Source organism: Leuconostoc mesenteroides subsp. mesenteroides, from assembly GCA_009676745.1.
GTDB classification, from domain to species: Bacteria; Bacillota; Bacilli; order Lactobacillales; family Lactobacillaceae; genus Leuconostoc; species Leuconostoc koreense.
The window spans coordinates 508322-529252 of sequence record CP046062.1; the positions used below are offsets into that span (position 1 = coordinate 508322).

Annotated in this window: 20 protein-coding genes and 1 tRNA gene; 7 read left to right on the forward strand and 14 right to left on the reverse strand. The window is 37.4% G+C overall.

Annotation, left to right across the window (positions count from 1 at the left end; genetic code table 11):
* Positions 1-38: 38 nt before the first annotated feature.
* The 8 genes from sufB to GJV51_02455 form a co-directional block, all read right to left on the reverse strand.
* A complete protein-coding gene (gene sufB / locus GJV51_02420; GenBank protein ID QGM26097.1) occupies positions 39-1469 on the reverse strand; it encodes a Fe-S cluster assembly protein SufB in 1431 nt (476 codons plus the stop codon).
* A gap of 13 nt (positions 1470-1482) precedes the next feature.
* Entirely contained in the window at positions 1483-1917 is a 435-nt protein-coding gene (locus GJV51_02425) for an SUF system NifU family Fe-S cluster assembly protein (protein QGM24905.1), read from the reverse strand.
* Positions 1904-3130, reverse strand: coding sequence for a SufS family cysteine desulfurase (gene sufS, locus GJV51_02430; protein QGM24906.1), 1227 nt, complete (start codon positions 3128-3130; stop codon positions 1904-1906). The genes GJV51_02425 and sufS overlap by 14 nt, the downstream gene beginning before the upstream one ends.
* Complete coding sequence (gene sufD / locus GJV51_02435) at positions 3117-4301, reverse strand: Fe-S cluster assembly protein SufD (protein QGM24907.1); 1185 nt, start codon at positions 4299-4301, stop codon at positions 3117-3119. Before sufD ends, sufS begins: the two co-directional genes overlap by 14 nt.
* Position 4302: 1 nt before the next feature.
* Positions 4303-5103: a Fe-S cluster assembly ATPase SufC gene (gene sufC, locus GJV51_02440; protein QGM24908.1), complete on the reverse strand. Its 801-nt coding sequence runs from the start codon at positions 5101-5103 to the stop codon at positions 4303-4305.
* Position 5104: 1 nt separating this feature from the next.
* Positions 5105-5947, reverse strand: a complete 843-nt coding sequence (locus tag GJV51_02445) for an XRE family transcriptional regulator (protein QGM24909.1) — start codon at positions 5945-5947, stop codon at positions 5105-5107.
* Positions 5948-6594: 647 nt separating this feature from the next.
* Positions 6595-7584: a D-2-hydroxyacid dehydrogenase gene (locus GJV51_02450; protein ID QGM24910.1), complete on the reverse strand. Its 990-nt coding sequence runs from the start codon at positions 7582-7584 to the stop codon at positions 6595-6597.
* A 30-nt stretch (positions 7585-7614) separates the two neighbouring features.
* Positions 7615-8862 carry a tyrosine--tRNA ligase gene (locus tag GJV51_02455; GenBank protein ID QGM24911.1) on the reverse strand — a complete coding sequence of 416 codons (1248 nt, stop codon included), beginning with the start codon at positions 8860-8862 and terminating at the stop codon, positions 7615-7617.
* Between the two features lie 393 nt (positions 8863-9255).
* On the opposite strand from GJV51_02455, the gene GJV51_02460 reads away from it, so the two are divergent.
* From GJV51_02460 to GJV51_02470, 3 genes are all read left to right on the forward strand, one after another.
* On the forward strand, positions 9256-9606 hold the full coding sequence (locus GJV51_02460) for a PadR family transcriptional regulator (GenBank protein ID QGM24912.1): 351 nt from the start codon (positions 9256-9258) through the stop codon (positions 9604-9606).
* Positions 9593-10927 carry a DUF4097 family beta strand repeat protein gene (locus GJV51_02465; GenBank protein ID QGM24913.1) on the forward strand — a complete coding sequence of 445 codons (1335 nt, stop codon included), beginning with the start codon at positions 9593-9595 and terminating at the stop codon, positions 10925-10927. The genes GJV51_02460 and GJV51_02465 overlap by 14 nt, the downstream gene beginning before the upstream one ends.
* Positions 10928-10988: 61 nt before the next feature.
* A complete protein-coding gene (locus tag GJV51_02470; GenBank protein ID QGM24914.1) occupies positions 10989-11252 on the forward strand; it encodes a PspC domain-containing protein in 264 nt (87 codons plus the stop codon).
* Between the two features lie 82 nt (positions 11253-11334).
* On the opposite strand, the gene GJV51_02475 is transcribed toward GJV51_02470, so the two are convergent.
* Positions 11335-12228, reverse strand: a complete 894-nt coding sequence (locus GJV51_02475) for an alpha/beta hydrolase fold domain-containing protein (GenBank protein ID QGM24915.1) — start codon at positions 12226-12228, stop codon at positions 11335-11337.
* 128 nt (positions 12229-12356) lie between these two features.
* On the opposite strand from GJV51_02475, the gene GJV51_02480 reads away from it, so the two are divergent.
* Complete coding sequence (locus GJV51_02480) at positions 12357-13811, forward strand: glutamate--cysteine ligase (GenBank protein ID QGM24916.1); 1455 nt, start codon at positions 12357-12359, stop codon at positions 13809-13811.
* Positions 13812-13847: 36 nt separating this feature from the next.
* Here GJV51_02480 and GJV51_02485 read toward each other — a convergent pair whose 3' ends face one another.
* From GJV51_02485 to GJV51_02500, 4 genes are all read right to left on the reverse strand, one after another.
* Positions 13848-15029: an FtsX-like permease family protein gene (locus GJV51_02485; protein QGM24917.1), complete on the reverse strand. Its 1182-nt coding sequence runs from the start codon at positions 15027-15029 to the stop codon at positions 13848-13850.
* Complete coding sequence (locus GJV51_02490) at positions 15016-15705, reverse strand: ATP-binding cassette domain-containing protein (GenBank protein ID QGM24918.1); 690 nt, start codon at positions 15703-15705, stop codon at positions 15016-15018. The genes GJV51_02485 and GJV51_02490 overlap by 14 nt, the downstream gene beginning before the upstream one ends.
* Entirely contained in the window at positions 15698-16738 is a 1041-nt protein-coding gene (locus tag GJV51_02495) for a biotin/lipoyl-binding protein (protein QGM24919.1), read from the reverse strand. The genes GJV51_02490 and GJV51_02495 overlap by 8 nt, the downstream gene beginning before the upstream one ends.
* A 66-nt stretch (positions 16739-16804) precedes the next feature.
* The gene (locus GJV51_02500; GenBank protein ID QGM24920.1) at positions 16805-17293 is read right to left on the reverse strand and encodes an MFS transporter; all 489 of its coding nucleotides are present in this window, start codon (positions 17291-17293) and stop codon (positions 16805-16807) included.
* 421 nt (positions 17294-17714) lie between these two features.
* Here GJV51_02500 and GJV51_02505 point away from each other — a divergent pair, with 421 nt between their 5' ends.
* The 3 genes from GJV51_02505 (at position 17715) to GJV51_02515 (ending at position 19827) form a co-directional block, all read left to right on the forward strand.
* Positions 17715-18482, forward strand: a complete 768-nt coding sequence (locus GJV51_02505) for a helix-turn-helix domain-containing protein (protein ID QGM24921.1) — start codon at positions 17715-17717, stop codon at positions 18480-18482.
* 457 nt (positions 18483-18939) lie between these two features.
* Entirely contained in the window at positions 18940-19719 is a 780-nt protein-coding gene (locus GJV51_02510) for a 2-keto-4-pentenoate hydratase (GenBank protein ID QGM24922.1), read from the forward strand.
* Between the two features lie 37 nt (positions 19720-19756).
* Positions 19757-19827, forward strand: a tRNA-Ile gene (locus GJV51_02515).
* A 7-nt stretch (positions 19828-19834) separates the two neighbouring features.
* On the opposite strand, the gene GJV51_02520 is transcribed toward GJV51_02515, so the two are convergent.
* Entirely contained in the window at positions 19835-20827 is a 993-nt protein-coding gene (locus GJV51_02520) for a putative sulfate exporter family transporter (protein QGM24923.1), read from the reverse strand.
* Positions 20828-20931: the final 104 nt, after the last annotated feature.

Sequence of the window (20931 nt, forward strand, 5' to 3'; positions counted from 1 at the left end):
ATTTGTTATACATACCGACACTAAAATATCTATACAGCTTATCCTACTGATCCCACCATCTCAAATTTCATAAGCCGGTTTAATTCAACCGCATATTCCATTGGTAATTCTTTGGTAAACGGCTCAACAAAGCCCATAATAATCATCTCTGTGGCTTTTTCGGCAGAAATACCGCGTGTCATTAGATAATACAATTGTTCTTCGGATACGCGTGATACTTTAGCTTCATGCTCCATCGACACATTACCATTCAAAATTGTATTGTATGGAATCGTATCAGCGGAAGACTTATCATCCACCAAAATTGTGTCACACTCGACGTGTGCAAATGACCCATCAGATTCGCGGCCAAATTTCACTGTGCCGCGATAATCTGTGGACCCACCATCGTGTGCAATCGACTTTGAAATAATAGACGACGACGTATTCTTAGCTTGATGAATCATTTGCGCGCCAGAATCTAGGTTAACGCCCTCGCCAGCAACAGCAATCGATAACATTGTACCCTTTGCGCCCTCACCTTCTAAATAAACTGATGGATATTTCATTGTCGTTTTTGATCCAAAATTACCATCAATCCATTCCATCGTGGCATTTTCATGCGCCGCTGCACGTTTTGTTTCTAATGAGTACACGTTATTTGACCAGTTTTGAATCGTCGTGTAACGGCAATAACCGTCTTTTTTAACAATCACTTCTACCACAGCAGCATGTAGCGCATCCCCTGAATACATTGGTGCTGAACAGCCCTCAACGTAGTCAACATGCGCCCCTTCATCAACAATAATCAATGTCCGTTCAAACTGACCTTCATTTTCTGTATTGATACGGAAATAAGATTGAATAGGTGTCGTTACATGAACACCCTTAGGCACATAAATAAATGTGCCACCAGACCAGACTGCTGAGTTTAAGGCCGCTAATTTATTATTGGTTGGTTTAACTAATGATCCAAAGTATTCTTGAATAAGCTCCGGATATTCTTGCACTGCAGTGTCTGTGTCGGTAAAAATAATTCCTGTCTTAGCAAATTCTTCTTTCATACGATGATAAACCACTTCAGACTCATACTGAGCAGAAGACCCTGCTAGCCATTTCCTTTCGGCTTCAGGTACACCCAAACGCTCAAACGTTTCCTTTAATTCAGTTGGTACGTCATCCCAATCACGATATTTATCATTTGCTGGCTTATTATAGTAGTAAATATCCTCAAACTGTATCTCGCTTAAATCTGGCCCCCATGTATGCATAGGCATTCTGAGGTATGTTTGATAGGCTTGTAACCGATATTCTAACATCCATTGGGGCTCATTCTTTTTGGCTGAAATTTGACGAATAATGTCTTCGTTTAACCCTTTTCCTGTTGAAAATACAGCCTGGTAGTTATCTTGAAACCCTAATTCGCTGGCCTTGTCATTTGAAATGGCTGCTTTTGTTTGATTAATAGCTTCTTGTCTGTCTATTTCCATCATCGAAACCTTTTTATTTCTCTACTGCTAATAGCTCATCCAGAGCATGCCAAGCCAAAGTTGCGCACTTTATTCGCGTGGGGAATTGCGTAACCCCTGCTAGAATTTGTGCTTCTCCAAGAAGTTTAGTATCTGCTACTTCCCCACGTGTCAGTTTTGAAAACTCCTCAAGTAAGGTAGCGACAGCTTCACGACGCTGTCCTACTACTAAATCTGTCATTATTGAAGACGAAGCCTTTGATATAGCGCAACCATCCCCATAAAAATATATATCTGTTACTTTATTGTCAGTCATCTCAAAAGCTAAGTCAATGATATCGCCACAAGTGGGATTGTATTTTCGAACATGATACGTTTCTGTCCCTGACATAGGCTTATAATGGTGCGGATGTTGGGCATATTCCATGACCGTTTGACGATATAAAAGATCTAAATTATGCAAACTCACGGTTAAAATACTCCTTAATATCTTCAATGACACGAATCAATCGATCGATTTCTCCACGCGTATTATAGATATACAAACTAATACGAACTGTCGCCGCAATATTCAAATATTTCATGAGTGGCTGTGCGCAATGATGCCCTGCACGAACCTCAATCCCTTCTTGATCCAAGGCCGTTGCTAAGTCGTGAGCATGGATTCCTGCTAAATTAAATGCCATCACACCTGAATGCTGTGCACTGTTTTGCGGACCATAAATAGTGACACCTGCAATACTTTTTAACTTCGGCAAAGCATAATCAACTAGAGACTGCTCATAGCTTTCAATTTCTTTCATTCCAATATTTGTCAGATAATCAATGGCGGCCCCTAAAGCAATTGCACCAGCAATATTGGGTGTTCCCGCCTCAAACCGCCATGGTGAAGGCTGAAAAGTCGCTTCTTGCAAGTCCACCAGTTCAATCATTTCTCCGCCAAATTGAGCTGGTTTCATATTTTTTAAAATATCATGTTTGCCGTAAAGCACCCCTATACCTGTTGGTCCAAGCATTTTATGACCCGAAAAGGCAAAAAAGTCAACATCCATATCTTGCACATCAACACGCATATGCGGAACAGATTGGGCACCATCAGCAATCATGATAGCGTCGTGTTTATGGACTATTTTTGCGATTGCTTTTATAGGATTAACAACCCCCAACACATTAGAAGCATGTGTGATTGATACAATTTTAGTTTTGTCTGTTATTTTTCGCTCAAGATCAGCCATATTTAAGGTGCCATCGTCGTTAAGTTCAACATATTTTAAATGTGCCCCAACACGTTGCGCCAATTGTTGCCATGGCACAATATTAGAATGATGTTCCATGTAAGATATTAAGATTTCATCGTCCTGCTTAACATGTTCTGCACCATAAGTACTTGCTAACCAATTAAGTGATTCAGTTGTGCCACGAGTGAATAAAACCTCTTCACGTTTTTGAGCATGAATAAATTCTTGTACTTTATCACGGGCTTGTTCATATTGTTGTGTCACACGCTCTGATAATTCATAAATACCGCGATGTACGTTTGCATTATTATTTTGGTAGTAATTTACTAATGAATCAATCACATATTGGGGTTTTTGTGACGTAGCTGCACTGTCGAAATAGAGTAGTTCCTGCCCGTTGATAGTTTGATTAAGTATTGGAAAATCATGTCTAATCGTCTTCATGTTGTAATTTTCTTTCTATTTCTTCAACTATTTGCTTTTGTGCTGATTTTGTTGGCATTTTGGCCAAAACTTCACCCATGAAGCCACGAATAACTAGCTTGCGAGCCACTTGTTCGCTAATACCCCGACTCATTAAATAATACATTTGGTTTTCATCAACTCGGCCTACAGAAGCCGCATGACCAGCCGTCACATCGTTTTCATCAATGAGTAACAAAGGATTGGCATCTCCACGTGCGCGACGTGATAGCATCAAAACACGCGACTCCTGCTGCGCATCTGATCCTTTAGCACCCTTAACAATTTTTCCTATCCCATTAAATACTAAAGTGGAGCGATTGAGAATAACCCCTCGTTGAAAAATATGACCAGTGGTATGGCGACCACGATTCAAAATAGTTGTTACCATCCCTTGTGTTTGTTTTTTTGTGGTGAGTCCAATGACATTTGTATGTGATGCAGCGCCCTCACCATTTAGCTGACTAGCTAATCGTATGATTGCATTACCGTCGTTAAACTCAGCATTTTGCCAGTCCACAGTCGCGTGATTTCTTACATCAACTTCTCGATTAATAAATGCTGTTGTTTGTTCCCCAAACGCATCAATGTTAGCATAACTGACTTGGGCACCGACGTCTGCTACCGCTTCAATAACAACAGAAGCTTTTGTTTTTTGAGTCCCAATCGTGTGCATTTGTTGTAGTATGTCAACTTTGGCATTGGTACCAACGTATATAAAAATACGAGCCACAAAATCCTCTCCAGATATAGCTAAATGATTCAATGACAGATGCAAAACACTATCAAATTGAACGTTTTCTGGTATATAAACAAAAATTCCTGTGTTAAACTGTGCCAAATTTTGTGCTGATAATCGATCGGCTGTTTTGGAAATCACGCTACCTAACAGCTTTTCAACTAGTGCTGGATACTCAATCTGCGCTTGTGCCATATTCATCAGAATCACACCACGAGCAATCATATCATCCGATAATTGGTGATAAGTGGTAGATAGCCCACTCACTTCGATGCCGTGAACATTATCCTCAGCAAAATATGACATTGTCGTTTCTTCCTTGGCTGCTATCATTTTATCAAGTTGCCAGGAAGTGTATCGAACTTTAGCAAATGTTGGTAGTGGTAAAGAATGCATTGCACTATTATCAACCATGTCAATCCTCCACAAAATATGAATTCACATCTTCATCTGTCAACGTAACGTTCAATCCAAGTTCATCTCGTAATCCCGCATATCCTTCAGATTCTAGTTTCTTAGCCAATTCAGCACCGCCTGTCTTAACTATTTTACCGCCCATCATCACATGGACAAAATCAGGCGCAATATAGTCAAGTAACCGTTGATAATGCGTAATCATAAGTGTGCCAAATTCACTGGAACGCATTTCATTGACACCACGAGAAACAACCTTTAGAGCATCAATGTCTAATCCTGAATCAATCTCATCTAAAATAGCAATTTTTGGCTCTATCATCATCATTTGCAAAATTTCATTACGTTTCTTCTCACCACCAGAGAATCCTTCGTTAAGATAACGTTCTGCCATTTCTTCTGACATCGATAAGAATTCACGTTTTTCATCGAGTTTTGCAATGAAAGACATCACACCAATTTGGTCGTCCTCGGCACGACGAGCGTTGATGGCTGCTCTCATAAATTCAGCATTAGTCACCCCTTGAATTTCAGATGGGTACTGCATAGCCAAGAATAGGCCTGCGCGAGCACGTTGATCAACTGACATGTCAGCCAAATCTTGATCGTCCATATAAATATGACCTTCAGTAACTTCATATGCTGGATGTCCCATAATTGTTTGTGACAACGTTGATTTTCCAGTTCCATTTGGTCCCATAATAGCGTGAATTTCACCAGTATTGACGACTAAATTAACCCCCTTTAAAATTTCTTTTCCTTCTACTGAAACATGTAAATCCTCTATCTTAAGTGTTGTCATATTATTTTTCCCCTCTTCGCTGACTGATTTTTTGTAAAATAACTTTATTTTTATGCATTTTTGCAATCACACGCGCATTTTCAATCATCTCATTTACAATAAAATGCTGACTATCCCAAGTATCACTAGCTTGCACCAATAACCAAAAAAAGTTTTCTAAGAAATAAGTACTATCACTTGTGTTCGCTAAATCAATGCCATAAGTTGCCAACATCATAGCATATTTGTAGTTTTTAATCGACATTTGATATTGAGCTAATAAATAAACAATTGCCGCTTGAAATCCAGAATGGTCTACTGTTGTATTTTCCTTTTGATAACGCCAAACATCTTCAAAAGCCTGGTGTGCTTCTTCAAATTGGCCGCGTTGATAGTAGTAATGACTCGTTATGGCATAAAACAATAATTTGTGTGTCCTATTAAGACCTGCTATATCAATTTTTTTAATGATTTGTTTTGCTCTGAAACAGTCTTGTTTTAAGATAACTGCAGAAAAATATTGTGTAATTTGATAGCATTCCCGTTCAGTATCAATCATTTTATCCGTTTGTACTTGTTTGATTAGATGCTCAAATTTTCCAATGTCTTGATAAAAAAGTGCTTGAGTGGCCAATGATAAAATACGCTCGTTGTCTGTTTGACGTATAGTAACATCGATTGGGAAAACATCATTCAGCGTTAACCCTAACCGTTCACACAAAGCAATCATGATATCAAAAGCTGGCACTTGTTGATGCTTTTCAAATTTTGACAAAGTAGCTTGTGTACAAATATCAGAACACAACGCCATTTGTGACATTTTCAAACGTTTTCTCGTAGTGATAAATTTTTCTATGTTGATCATTATCCCCCCAATTCTATGAAAAAAGGCATCTAACTGCGCTAACAGTTAGGTGCCCGAACAAAAAATATCCCAACCGTCTACTAACTATAAGTTAATTAGCAGACAATCACTCAAAATAACCTACTAATCATCAGTTGATAAGCAGGTTACTGAGAATATTGTTTGGTTTTCTTGCATTTTTATTCATTAAGTCATTTTTCATTTCTGAGTAAAAACTCATATCTGTGTTTAGATAATTATATTCCTATAATTTAAAAATGTCAAATATCATTGGAAAACGGGTGAGTATGCGTCTGCATTTCACAAACATCAATACCTTATGGTTACTTTCTAAAAATAAACCAAATCATAAAGATTGGGGATATTTTGTTGATAATTATTGTACATCTCCACCATCCTTTTATATCATTAGAAAAACATTAGAGATTAAAATATAAGGAGATTTATTTCATAAATCAAATTTTTAATGTAAATACCGATCATTCAATCATATCCAAATAGCCATTCAGTACGCTGCACTGGTATTTTTTGATGAACAACGTAATTTAATACGCGTTGGCATCAAATTAAAAAGACGATGAATTCAGTATCATCGTCTCTTCTTAATAAAAAAGCCAGTTTATTACTGACATTTAGATATCTGGGTTTTAACGTAAAATTTCGTTTTCAGTAACACCACCATTTGCCATCGTTACGGCATCATTTAAAGCCATTTCCACCATATTTTTGATTGCTGTATTTGTATAAAAAGCGATATGTGGTGACAGTAAAAAGTTATCATATTCAACTAAACGTTTTATATCCGCTGGTAGTGATGTTGGATCTTGATTTTGATTCATAAAATCATTTTCATTTGGTGTCACATCGAATGCTGCACCAGCCAATAACTCTGATTCAAGCGCTTTTTCAAGCTCAACCATGTCCACAATTTCACCACGGGCAAAATTCAACATAATTGTTCCTGGTTGAATTTTGGCAAAGAAACTTTTATCCGCCATATAGCGTGTCTCTTCATTTAATGGTGTATGAAAACTAACAACATCTGCTCGAGACAAAGCATCGTCTAACGTTGTATAAGTTACAAAAGGTTCGTTTTGGGCGCGATATATTGGGTCCACACCTAAAACTGTTGCGCCCAGCGCGTGAAGCATTTCTGCAAAGGCCGTTCCAATTCGTCCTACACCAATTACAGCAACCGTCAAATTATGAATTTCTCTCGCTTGACCACCAGCAGCCCAAGTATAGTCACCTGTACTCATAGCACGATCAAACTTTTTATTGTGTCGAATCAAATTGAAAAGTTGTGTTAGCGTGTATTCTGCAATTGCTCGAGGTGAATAGGCTGCAACATTAGACAAACGAATATTGTGAGCAAATGCTTCTGGCAAATCCAACACATCATAACCAACCTGTCGAATAGCGATTTGCTTAATATTGAATTGAGCTAATTGCTCATAAACCGGAGCATTGATTGTCGTTGTTTGTTGTGTGGTAATTGCATCAAAACCTTCAGCGCGACGCACCGTTGTTTCGTCAAGAGGTTGATCAATGGTCACCACTTCATGTCCTGTTTTTTTGGTCCATTTTTCTACATAGGGCATTTCATCTGAAACTGTATTATACATTAAAATTTTCATAGTATCCTCCAGAGGTGCGCTAGCAATAAATTATTTAACTTTTCCCAAGAAATATTTTTTCTTACCACGACGAACCAATACAAATTTACCATCGTAATGCTTTGTTGGATCAATTTCGAAGTCAACATCCGTTATTTTTTCACCACTAATGGTAATCGCTCCATTTGTAACATCTTCACGCGCTTGACGCTTAGATTTCTCAACTTCTCCGTCAACTAAGAAATCAACAATGTTTTTCTTTTCAGATGTAATGTCAAAGCTTGGTACACCACCAAATGCATCAGCAATATCTGCTGCAGATAAATTAGCAACATCGCCACTAAATAATGCTGCTGATAGCTTCTCAGCATCAGCAACAGCCTGTTCGCCATGAACAAATTTCGTTACTTCTTGTGCCAAGCGCTTTTGTGCTACACGACCTCCAGGATTATTTTTAGCTTCTTGTTCGAGGTTATTAATCTCATCAACACCCAAAAATGTAAAGTATTTCAAATACTTTACTACATCTTCGTCACTTTGGTTATACCAGAATTGGTAGAAAGTATATGGTGAGGTTTTTTCAGGATTCAACCAAATGGCATTCCCTTCCGACTTACCAAACTTTTTACCTGATGAGTCAGTCATCAAAGGAATTGTTAAACCAAAAGCTGTCGCGTTACTTCCTTCAATTGAGTGAATTAAATCAATGCCAGAAGTAATGTTTCCCCATTGATCCGAACCACCAATTTGCAATCGTACATTATGACGACGCCATAGTTCATGGTAATCAATACCTTGCAAAATCTGGTAGGTAAACTCTGTAAACGAAATACCTGTTTCTAAACGTGAAGCGACAACGTCCTTTTTCAGCATCACATTGATAGAGAACAACTTTCCATAATCGCGTAAAAAGTCTGTCAATGTTAATTTGCCAAGCCAGTCATTATTATTAACAATAGCAGTTTTTTCATCGCCAAATAGCTTGGTTACTTGCTCAGTAATCCCTTTTTCATTTTGACGTAACTGTTCTGGTGAAAGTAATTGGCGTTCTGTAGTTGGACGTGGATCACCGATAGCACCAGTTGCACCGCCAATAATAATAACAGCTTTTCCGCCAGCATTTTGAAAACGTTTTAACACCATAAATGGAATCAAGTGCCCTAAATGTAATGAATCAGCTGTTGGGTCGGTACCCACATAGGCCCCAACTTCTCCTGATGCCATTGCTTCAATTAATCCTGCTTCATCTGTCACTTGGTTCAGCGCACCGCGCCATTTCAAATCTTCAATAAAATTCATTGCCATCTCCTTTAATTACAGAAAAAATCGTCCTAATCTTAATAGACTAGGACGATTTTCACCGTGGTACCACCTAAATTGTAAGTCATCGGACCTACCACTTAATATGCCTTATCGCGGCAGACGTCATTGATTTGCACACTGTGTAACTCAATAATATCCACGGATTAGCTCACAGCAACCGCTAACTCTCTTTGACGCGTATGATATTATCTTTATCAGTGTAATGAATGTTTTTATTATACCAGAATATTGAATAAAAAAGGACATTTTAATTTTACAAGAAAACGATCAGAATGTTTCATGTGAAACATTCTGATAATAGCCTATAACATATTACTTTGACAGCCACAGTAATATGTTATATTATGTAGTTGTAAGAGGTACCTGCATATGGATATATCAAAAGATCTCATTCGTGGTCATACGGACACTATTATTTTAAATATTCTTAATCAAGGTGATTCTTATGGATACCAAGTTTCAAAATCCATTCGTCAATTATCCGGTAAGCAATATGAACTGAACGAAGCAACACTATATACTGCATTTAGGCGCTTGGAAAAGGTCGGAGACATCCGTAGTTACTGGGGCGATCAAACCCAGGGGGCTAGACGAAAATACTACACCCTTACTGATCAAGGCCAGCAACATTTCAAATCAGCAGAACAAGAATGGCATTTCGCCAAAGATATCATTAGCCATTTAATTAGCGGAAGGGTAAAAGATTATGATGAGTGTTGAAATGGAAATTAGAACCCGTTTGGATGTTATTTTTTCTAAATATATGCCAAACGCACAATTAACGGAATTTAAAGAAGAACTTGTAGCCGATTTATTAGAAGCTTATCAAGATTTTTCCAAAACTGATCGATCCCATAATGAAGCTTTGGACGATGCTTTTGAGCAATTAGGTGACATTGATAACTTGTTAAAGGACTTAAGTGAAGCCAGTACCAAAAAGGAAACAGACAACGAATCTGAACCCAAACGACCTTACGTGGATATTTCAAATAAAGGCGTGCATATTGGAAATTTACACATCAACAAACAAGGCGTAGCGCTTGGTGATGATATCATACTTGATGGCAAAAATAATAAACTTCAATTTGGTGACTGGCTACACGTTGACCGCGCCGGTGCTCGGGTGGGTGACAAATACTACCAATTTGAAAACAATGTTAATTCTGGCATCAATGATGATTTTGAAAATAAAGATTTCAAGGAACCTACCTGGGCTAAAGCACATCACCAATTGACAGTGCCAACCAGTATCAAAGATTTTGTAATCAATTACAGCGAAGCTGCGATTCACTTCTATACAAATGATAAAATCGATCTCATCACTATTGATGAATATTTTAGTCGTGATAATAGACGTTATTTTGCCACTATTTCAGAAAATGATGATAAAATTGTAATTAATCAGGGCGAACATCCTATAATTTTCCACGTCCGCACTTCTGTGAACATAGGAATTCCGAGTTCATTCATCACTGGGAAGATAGAGGTACGAAACCAAGCGGGTAGTTTATATGCGCAAGACTTAGTTACCGAAAAATTTAACGTTCAAATTAACGCTGGAAGTTTCAAAGTCAAAAATATGAACACCAATATTGCAGATTGGCAGCTTACGTCCGGATCAATAAAGGCATCACATATCAAGGCTGAACAAGTTAAGATACACGCTAAATTAGGAACTGTTAATATCAGTAATGCAACTGTTGATTATGCCAAAGTTAACGCTGACCTGGGCTCTGTGCTTATAGATAATCTTGTTGGTGGCGGAGAATTCACAATAAATTCAGGTTCACTTCGTTTGAGAATTGACCAACTAACAAACGATTTGAAACTAAACTCAAATTCTGGTACCATTCGCCTAACAGCTCCGGCTGATCAAGACTTCAATTTTGAACTAGCCACTAAGTCAGGGGCAATTGATTTGGATCGCAATGATATTCATTATCATAAAAGCTTCGATGGTTATAAAAGTGGATTTGTTGGTGCTAACCCTGAATTTACAATCGATGCACAAGCCGCTATGGGTTCTATAAAAATATACTAGTCCTAGTACCTATATTTGGTTTTTAAGACTAAATCGGCAATTATTACATGGAGGAATAACAATGACAAAACATAAAAAATTAACTCGCTCACGTGATAACCGCGTTATCGCTGGTGTGCTTGGCGGGATTGCTAACTATTTTAATTGGGATGCTACGTTAGTTCGAATTATTTTCGTGGTATTAGGTTTTCTACCCGTTTTGCCTGGAATTTTAGTTTATATCATCGCTTGGGTGTTGATTCCTGATGAACCACGTCAAACACATTATTATTCAGACGGTTTCAGAAAAGATGTCACACCTGATGACTACGATGATCGCCCTTAATTAAAACATTTATCTCAAATAGACCTTGTGGATTTTTTTCATATCCACAAGGTCTATTTACTTGCTTGATAAAAACGCATTGTTAGTTAGTATTTCGTCTGATAAACGCCAATTTTTTTGCATGAATATCATCCGTGTTGAAATCATGTGGTCCATGATGTGCATCATCAACTAATATCATCTCAGCTTGTTTACCCACTTTTTGATAATACCTTTCAGCCAGTGAAACACTCTGCAAATAGGGTACTACATCATCCTTAGTCCCAGCAAATAATAACAAAGGCGGCATATTCTTTGAAAAATAAGTTGCTGGATTCGCTTGTGCAACCTTACTTGGCATCTGATCCGGCCGCTTGGTTCCTAACATTATTCCTTCAAATGACTGTGCCTCACCAGTTTCGTTGAACTGTGGTTTTATATTGAGTTCGGCAAATTGTTTAGCAAAATCGTCAACTTTGTAAGGACCATACATCCCAATCACACAACTGATTTTTGGAAAAAATGTGTGTTCCGCTACATCTTTGAGTCTGCCCAATAATAAATGCTCAGATATTGTTGCTGCCGTTAAAACAGCTAGCTGGGCCCCGCTAGATTCCCCAATCAATATAATGTTGTTCTTATCAAAGCCATACTGCTCTGAATTCTTTATCAGAAAAGTTATTACTGCACGAATCTCAGCGATTTGAACAGGGAAAGTTTCTTCACCTAACTGATTGAGTGAATAATCTGGACTGACCACTGCAAAACCATCATTTAAGAACCGTAAACTGGGATTAAGTTTATATGAGGATTTTTGTCCTCGAAGCATACCTCCACCGTATATATCCACAATAACTGGATAATTTCTCCCCATTTTAGGTAAATAAAGGTCAAGCTGATTACGCTTTCCAACCGAATAGCTAAGATTATGAAAAACTTTAGCGTTTTTTGGTATATTTGCTGGAACATATTTATATGTTTTATCTTTGAATAACATACTTTCATTATAAAACAATTAATGTGTTCGTCAAATTGTAACAATAATATTAAAACGGATACCAATTTTACCACTACCTGCTTATAATAAGTTAAAATGGTTTAAATATAACAATTGGAGAACGTTGTATGCTTAAAAATTCTATACAACTTACAGATAACAAGCTACGTGACATACTATTTGCTGGTCGTTTCGGCATTGAAATAGAAGAACACCGTGTGCAATCAGGAAGCAAAAGCCTATCTCAACATCCACACTCTCGTAATTTAGGCAATCGACAATATCAACCCTACTTCCAGACTGATTTCTCTGAAAGCCAAGAGGAACTGGTCACCGGCACTAAACACTCTTCAAAAGATGCCTTAATGCACTTGCACGAACTCCAGACTATTTTGGCATCTGAATTAGCTGAGGATGAAATCATTTGGCCACTTTCGATGCCCCCACATTTGTCTGCCAACGATATTGATTATTTGCTTAATCATTTTGAACGATCTTGGTATCAAGAATATCGAGATGTTTTAGTCAAGCGTTATGGGCCTTTCAAGCATATTATGGCAGGAATTCATGTTAATTTTTCACCAAGTGACAACTTGGTTTGGTGGTTTGGTTCTCAAAAACAAATCAATTCTTATCCTGCTGCTAAAAATGAGTTATACTTTCAAATCGCCCAACAGATAGCTAGTTATAGGTGGCTACTGACCTATCTTTTTGGTGCAAGTCCCGTTTCTGAAAATTCAACAGATAATTTACCAACCGATTTCAAAGATATGCAGCCGGTTCGTTCTTGGCGTGCCAGTAATTTTGGTTTTGCAAATCATAGTGATATTGAAGTTGACTATACTAGCTTTGAAACACATATTCAACAAATTCAACATTATGTCGATACTGGCCAGTTCTATGATAAAAGTGAGTTTTATGGTCCAGTACGTTTAAAGGCTCCAGGAAGTTTAACTGATATGGTACAACGTGGCGCCTCATACCTAGAGTTCAGGATGTTTGACACCAATCCCTTCACACTAGATGGGATTTCACAAGATGCGCTAAGTTTTCTTCATTTGTTAATCATCGATGCCATCATTAATCCACAGCAATGGTCAGATGACGACCTAAAAAATGCGCAGTCTCTAAATCATACGGTAGCTTTACAGCATCCAACTGATCATCTCATCCCATCACTTACCACTTCCGCTAAACACTTGATTCAACGCTTGGATAATATTATTAGTCTGTCCCCCGCTGAATTACAGAAAGATTTCCTTAGTGCTCTCACATTCGCTAAAAATGCCCTTGCTGATCCATCGAAAACGATTGGGGCCCAGTTATTAAGCTTCATTAGTAATGATTCTCTGGAAGCATTTGCTTTGAAACGCGGACAACAGATTTTGTCAGAACGCAAGTCTAGTAATGATAGGTTTATTTTTGTCCCTCAGCATTTAAAACAAACTTATATTCAGGCGCATAAATTAGGATTTAAAACATTAATGCGCAAAGATAATTATCTACAAATAAGCCGAAATGGCCGTGTCTGGACGTTCACAAAAAATACTGACTTGACTAAATACGTCAAAATAAAAAAGTAATGATACGAACTGTATCATTACTTTTTTTATTAGTTACTATCTCAAAATATCAATCAAGTTTTTGTTACTTGCTGTTTTTGCTGGTAAAATACCAAACACTAGACCAACAACTGTTGACGTGCCGAAGGCCAATAAGAATGTTGATAATGAAACACTAGCTTTAAATGGTAGGAAAGCAGAAATTCCCATCGCTATCCCTAACCCTGCGAGATAGCCAATCATCCCGCCACTAAGTGTTAACATAACTGCTTCAATCAAAAACTGCCATAAAATTTGTTTTTGAGATGCTCCCACAGCCATCCGAATACCAATTTCTTGAGTTCGCTCGCTGACTGCAATATACATCATGTTCATGACCCCAATACCGGCAATAAATAGCGAAATACTTGCGACAGCAACAATGAAGTAAGTAATCCCCTTAATGACTGCTGTTATCCCTTTCAGCATAGCTGCTGTATCAAAGAACTCATAAGATCCAGAATCATGTTGTGAACCATTTTTATTAAGCTGATCTTTAATATCAGTTGTTGCTTTAGATATATTTGTTCCAGGCACAAAAGTTAACTTTAACGTATTCGCATTAACTGTTGCGTTACTGTTCTCAAAAACGTGTCGTGGCACAACAATGTCGTAATTGTAAAATTCACCCTTTACCGCATTGTTCTCAATAATACCAACAATTGTATACATTGTGCCATTAATTTCAATTCCTGAATTCAACGCATTTTGGTTAGTTCGATAGCCTTTCTTAGCAATCGATTGACTAACCATTGCAACTGGGTTATCCATGGCAATATCCGTTGCTTTAAGACCTTGACCAGTAATTATTACACTATCATTTGCTGTTGTTGCTAAGTATACGGATGCTGTTAAGCTCTTTCCATTAATACTTCCCTCACTAGATAAGATGCCATGATCATCAGACTGTACTGTCACTTTACTGACTTTGTTATTAGCACGAATACGGGCTAAATCATCATTATTAAATCCAGAAACTTTAGCATCATTACTTGGTGAAAAAGTAATTTCTGTCGACTGTTGTCCACTACTATCGGCCTGCAAATTTTTCAGCATTTCAATTCGTGCACCATCACCAAGAGATAGGATGGTAATCACCGAGGCAATACCAATAATAATACCAATCATAGTTAGAATACTGCGTCGTTTATTTGAAACTAATGACCTGAATGAACTGACAATTAACTCACGAACCTGCATGTTGCACCTCCATGTCACTTTGTAAGCGACCGTCTAAAATTCTAATCAGACGATTTGTTTGGCGTGCCACGTTTTCATCGTGTGTCACCATAATGATTGTTGTCCCAGTACGATTTAGCTCTTCAAAAAGTGCTAGTATTTCTCTAGATGTCGCTGAATCTAATGCCCCTGTAGGTTCATCTGCCACTAAAAAGTTAGGGCGTGTGACAATTGCTCGAGCAATCGCAACACGTTGCTGTTGCCCGCCCGATAAATTTTTAGGTAGTTTGTCATAACTACCAGGCAATCCCACTTGCGCCAACACATCATTTACACGAGCAATAATATCACGTCGCTTCAAACCAGCATATAATAATGGCAACCCGACATTTTCGCCGACACTTTGGTTCCTAATTAGTTTGAAATTTTGGAAAATAAAACCAACTGATTGATTACGCAATCGCGCATGATCACGTCTATTCAAATCGTTAACTACAGTATCATTGAAATTATATTGTCCATCAAAATTATTATCTAAAAAACCAATAATGTTAATCAATGTTGATTTTCCTGAACCGGAAGGTCCCATAATAGCCACAAATTCACCAGCATCAATATTTAACGAAATTTCATGTAAAGCCTTATAATTCTCGTTTCCCTGTTGATAACTTTTGCTGACTGAAACTAAGTTAATCATCAACAACCTCTCCGTTTGTCAACTTTGCATCCGGATTAGTAACCAATTTTTCCCCCTTACTAATCCCTGAGTTAACAATGTACGCGTCCCCATTTTGCGTTAAGTCTGCTTGAGCTCGACTAGCCTTACCATCAATAACCTTGTAGATACTGCCTTTATATACCGCTGATTTTGGAATTTTCAACTCTGACTGTGGCACCTTTACTTTAACGCTCTGACCATACAAAAAGTCATTATTGACGCTGGCAGAGAAAGGATAGTATGTTGTTCCTTTGCCCTGATTCGATGGGATTTGTTCAATTTTTGTAATCTTAGTACTTTGTTTTGGCGAGCCATCAATACCGCTCACTGTAACAGTGTCCCCAGCATGTACTTTGCTGTAATCATACTCTGACACATTAGCCTGCAAAACTTTTTGACTTGAATTCATTGTAATGGCTGGTATACCATCTTTTGTATCATTACTTACTGAAACAACTCCGTCAAAAGGTGCTTTCAACGACACACTTAATTTACCTTGTAATTCTACCAGCTTTCTTTGGGCATCTTGCAAATCACCATTTGCATCAGTTAATGCTTGTTGCGCTTGTGTAACCGTATCCTTTAGCGAAATTTTAGTATCCGCATCTGCTTGGTTGTAACTTTGTTGCGCATTTTTCAGAGTAGCCGATGCGCTGTTAACTGCGCGATTGGCTTTATTTACAACATCTTGTTGTGAACTAATAGACTCTTGCACATCTGTAGCGGTTACGGTAAGTAAAATATCACCACTTTTAACAGACTGCCCATCTTTCACATTAAGCTGTTGCAATTTTCCAGTTGGTGAGTTCAAAGATTGTGTTTTTTCGGCAACCACTTTTCCTGACATTGTAAGTGGTAAGGCGCTGGTTACTTTATACACTTGATATTTGTTTTTAGCAGTTGTTGTTGGATTTACCAATGTATGATAAGCTTGCACACCAGTGGCAGTTAAAATACCAAGTGCAGCAACACTTCCAGCAACAGTTACTATAATTTTTGTCTTGCGTTTCATATACTTCCCCTATATCACACATTAATGATTATTCAGAATTCTTTACGCTGCGTTAACTACAACAGGTTAAAACGCAAAAGTTATACCAGCGCTAAGTACTACTGAAATCACAATAAAAATAATCTGTGTACGTTTTGTAATCGTACCCTCTTGACGCAAAATTAATGTATATAATAAAGTAGCAACCACATTACCAATAACACTTGCTACTTTATTATCGTTCTTATATACATTCAAAACAGTTACTAGAAACAGATTAATGATTCCCACAGGTAGCATACCTACTACTGTTGCGTACCAAGAATTCATGAACGATACGGATTGCTTTGTTTCTTGTCCAAGTTGCGAAAGATAAATAAATAATTTGCTGAACAACGCACCTATTATAACAGATGCTATTGCGCCAACAACTATAGCCATCATTACAGGCAAAGCTGGCGTATGAAACTCAGATCCACTTACGTCTTTTATAGCAATCAAACTGCTAACCATTGTTATTGCAACTAGCACCAAAGTACCAACGATTGTTAACACAATCTTCACTGCTTTTGTCATATTTCTCCCTGTTGATTACCAAGATTACAAGATTCATCATGCTTGCACCTTAACAATAGTTCAAACCGTAACAATACTTGAAGTAAAATAGATGAGTTTTGAAAATATCCCCACAGACTTTCAAAAAATCATCTATTTTTTTAAATACAAGTATTCAGTGAACTATTCAGATAATCCCTTTTCTCCTTTATTTGTATCGGCCCTATACTATTTGGCCGATAGTTATTATTATATCAAAATCATGATACCCAAAATTCATCAAAAGTTACATCACACCGGATTTTTCTCAATAATTATTTTATTGACTTTTGTTGTAAAATCTGATAATAATTGTTTTAATTAAACAAACGACAAATAAATGTCATTTCTCATCATATTATTCGGAATTTATTATTAATTTATAAAAACTAGTGGTATTTTCATGTATGAAATTAATAAAATAATTAAAAAAATCAGAAACGACAACAAACTCACGCAAACAGAGTTTGCTGCTTTTTTGTCTGTATCTCACCAAACTGTTTCAAGTTGGGAACGCGCGAGAACTCGACCCACACTTGTGATGTTGAAAAAAATATCACAATCATTTAATATACCACTTTCAAAATTATTACCCGTCGATAAGGTAGCAAAGAAGAATAAACGTGATTTAGATAAAGAAAAGTTAGCGCATTCATTCCTGTGCTTGTTGTCTCGCTCTGATATGCGCAATATTACCATGCACGATATTATTCTTGAATCCGGTCTGAGTTCTCATCATGTTTCATCGCTTTTTTCAACACCTTTGGATATATTGACTTTTATTGCAATGAAAATTGAACAGGAAATATCAATTGCGCTAGAGTATACAACAGCAACTGACCCGCTTATCATACTTGCTGATGTCATGTTACCTGTCTTATACCAACATTGTCATGTTCTAAAAATACTCTATTCAAAAAATTATGCAAATGGTGAATGGCTGCACTTTTTAGAGCAACGATACATCAAATGGGTAACCCCTTTTTTTGATAATTATTGTGTTGAGAATGCCCCAGTTAGTCGATTATTTGCTATTGAACTCAGCGTGAAAATGACACTCTCAATTATTTCAACTTGGCTAACGCAACCGATTCCTGAAGCACCAGAAACTTTTCGAGCTCGTTTCTTACAACTAACCAAGATGTCCATTACTGATATCGCCAATTTATAATGTTTAAATAAAAACACCGTATTTTACTAGTACGGTGTTTTTATTTAATAATTATGCATGCTGCATCATCAACTGTTTGATTGAATTTTAAATTGTGATTTTATTAACTAATGTAATAACAAAGATGTTCTTCCGTATTTGAATAAAAATGCAATAATCGTGTATTCCACCAGGTTTTTATTTATAATGGCGATTTAATTATAAAAATAACAATATTATTGTTATTTTATCTTTTTTGTTTTATAATTAAAGCCATGAACAAACAAATGAACTCACAAGTAAACAATATAATTATCAACGCAATTATTATTATTTAATAGTTGGGTTGTTATTTAACGTAACGACTCTTAATATCTGGTCGTTACGGTTATCAATGAGTTTAAAATCCCATTTAATAACTGTAACAGTTATTAAATGGGATTTTTTGTTTGAAATATCAATAAAAGAGGAAAATACCATGACAACACACAACGTACAAGAATTAACTACTAAACTCTTCCAAGCATTTGATACCAACACGCCACTTGACCGAGACGAATATGTCGGCGTTGTTGATAATTTCGAAGATGCCTATAAAGTCCAAGATGCTGTTCTTACTCAAAAGAATGCACCAGTCGCTGGTTACAAGGTTTCCCTAACGTCCCAAGAAACACAAGAGTTATTTAACTCTGATTCACCACTATATGGTGCCCAATTGGCTAATCGCTTTGTTCAATCTGGTTTCAATTTAGATTTAACAGCATACAATGAACCATTGGTTGAGGTGGAATTAATGTTTACTGCAAAAAAAGACCTAACCCCATCGATGAACGAAGTAGAACTACTTCAAAATACAACCGTCGCACCAACTTTAGAATTACCAGATGCTCGTTTTAAAAATTGGTTTCCAAAGCTCGATAAATATCTCGTTTTGTGCGATGCTGCTGTAGGCGGTGCTGTAGTTTATGGTCGGCAACGAGATGGTGCTGACTTAGATTTAACTACTTTAGCAAGTGTTTCAGCTGTTTTGCTGCATAATGATCAAGAAGTTGCCAATGGCGTTGGCAGTGAAGTTCTTGGCAACCCAGTGACATCACTAAAATGGCTGGTTGAAAAACTATTTTCACAAGGTAAGGATTTCCCAGAAGGAACGCATGCCTCGACAGGAACATTCTTGCTCCCCTTATCACTGACAGCCGGCACTTGGACAGCGCAATTTACCGAAGGCTTTGGATCTGTTTCGGTTCATGTGAAGTAATAATAAAAAAGCGTTCCACGTGGAACACTTTTATAATAGGCTTGTAGCTCAATGGCAGAGCGTTGCGCTGATAACGCAGAGATAGAGGATCATTACCTTTCAGGCCGATATATACTTAAAACAGAATTTTTATTAAAACAATAGCGAGTACGACCTGTACTGCACCAGTCACAAGGCCAAAGCCAAGAAATTTCCCTCCAGACTTTTTGATTGTGTCTAACTTAAGATTCAATCCGATTCCCGCCAAGTTCACGACACCGAAAAATCCAGAAATCTGTTTGGCTCCACTTGTTATTAAGTGCGGTAATGAAATAAAACTATTAACGAATAGTAAAAATACGAATACCATGATGAACCAAGGAATTTTGACACCTTTACGATTAATACTTGTTGCTGATTTGTCTTTTTTTTGTGCCATTTTAGCAAAAACTAACACAACAACGGTTAACATGATAACACGTAACATTTTAAACAAAGTCGCATACGTGACAACAGTAGGATTAATCAATGATGCTGTTCCAACAACTTGCCCAACTGACTGAACCACACCACCAACAAGTGCACCCAACAGTAAGTTATGTTCTCCTACCACGTGTGTCCCAAGAATCGGCAAAATCAGCAACAACACAACACCAGTCAAACTAACTGTCGCAACGCTTGTTCGGCGTTGATCATCAGTGGCTCCTATCGCCGGTGCTACTGATGCAATAGCACTTGATCCACAAACAGCATTACCCGCCCCCATCAACATGGCAGATTTGTCAGAAACTTTGAAAACACGCCCCCCCATCCAAAGAACTATTACGATAGTTAATGTCATCTGTATCAAAATAAAAGCCAAGCCATTAATACCAAGGTTTTCAATGGTCCGAAGTGTAACAGTAAGCCCCATCAAGGCAATACCTATTTCGATGGGGAATTTTTCTGCCCATTTTATTCCCGGTGCGAAAATGGGCTGATTCAAAACAGTATTACCTAATAAAATCCCTAGTAACATGGCAATTGCTTCCGCACCCAAAAACGGTAACCAGGTAGCTAAAACTTTAGCAACTGCAGACAATATTAAAGTAATGATAATACCAGATATCATGGCCTTTTTAATTTTCATGTCAATTCTCCCACACATTTAGCAGTATCAATGAGCTACTAAATTCTAATTTCGATAGTTATTATGTTACCCCCACCTTTGCTATTTGTAAAATAAATATTTAT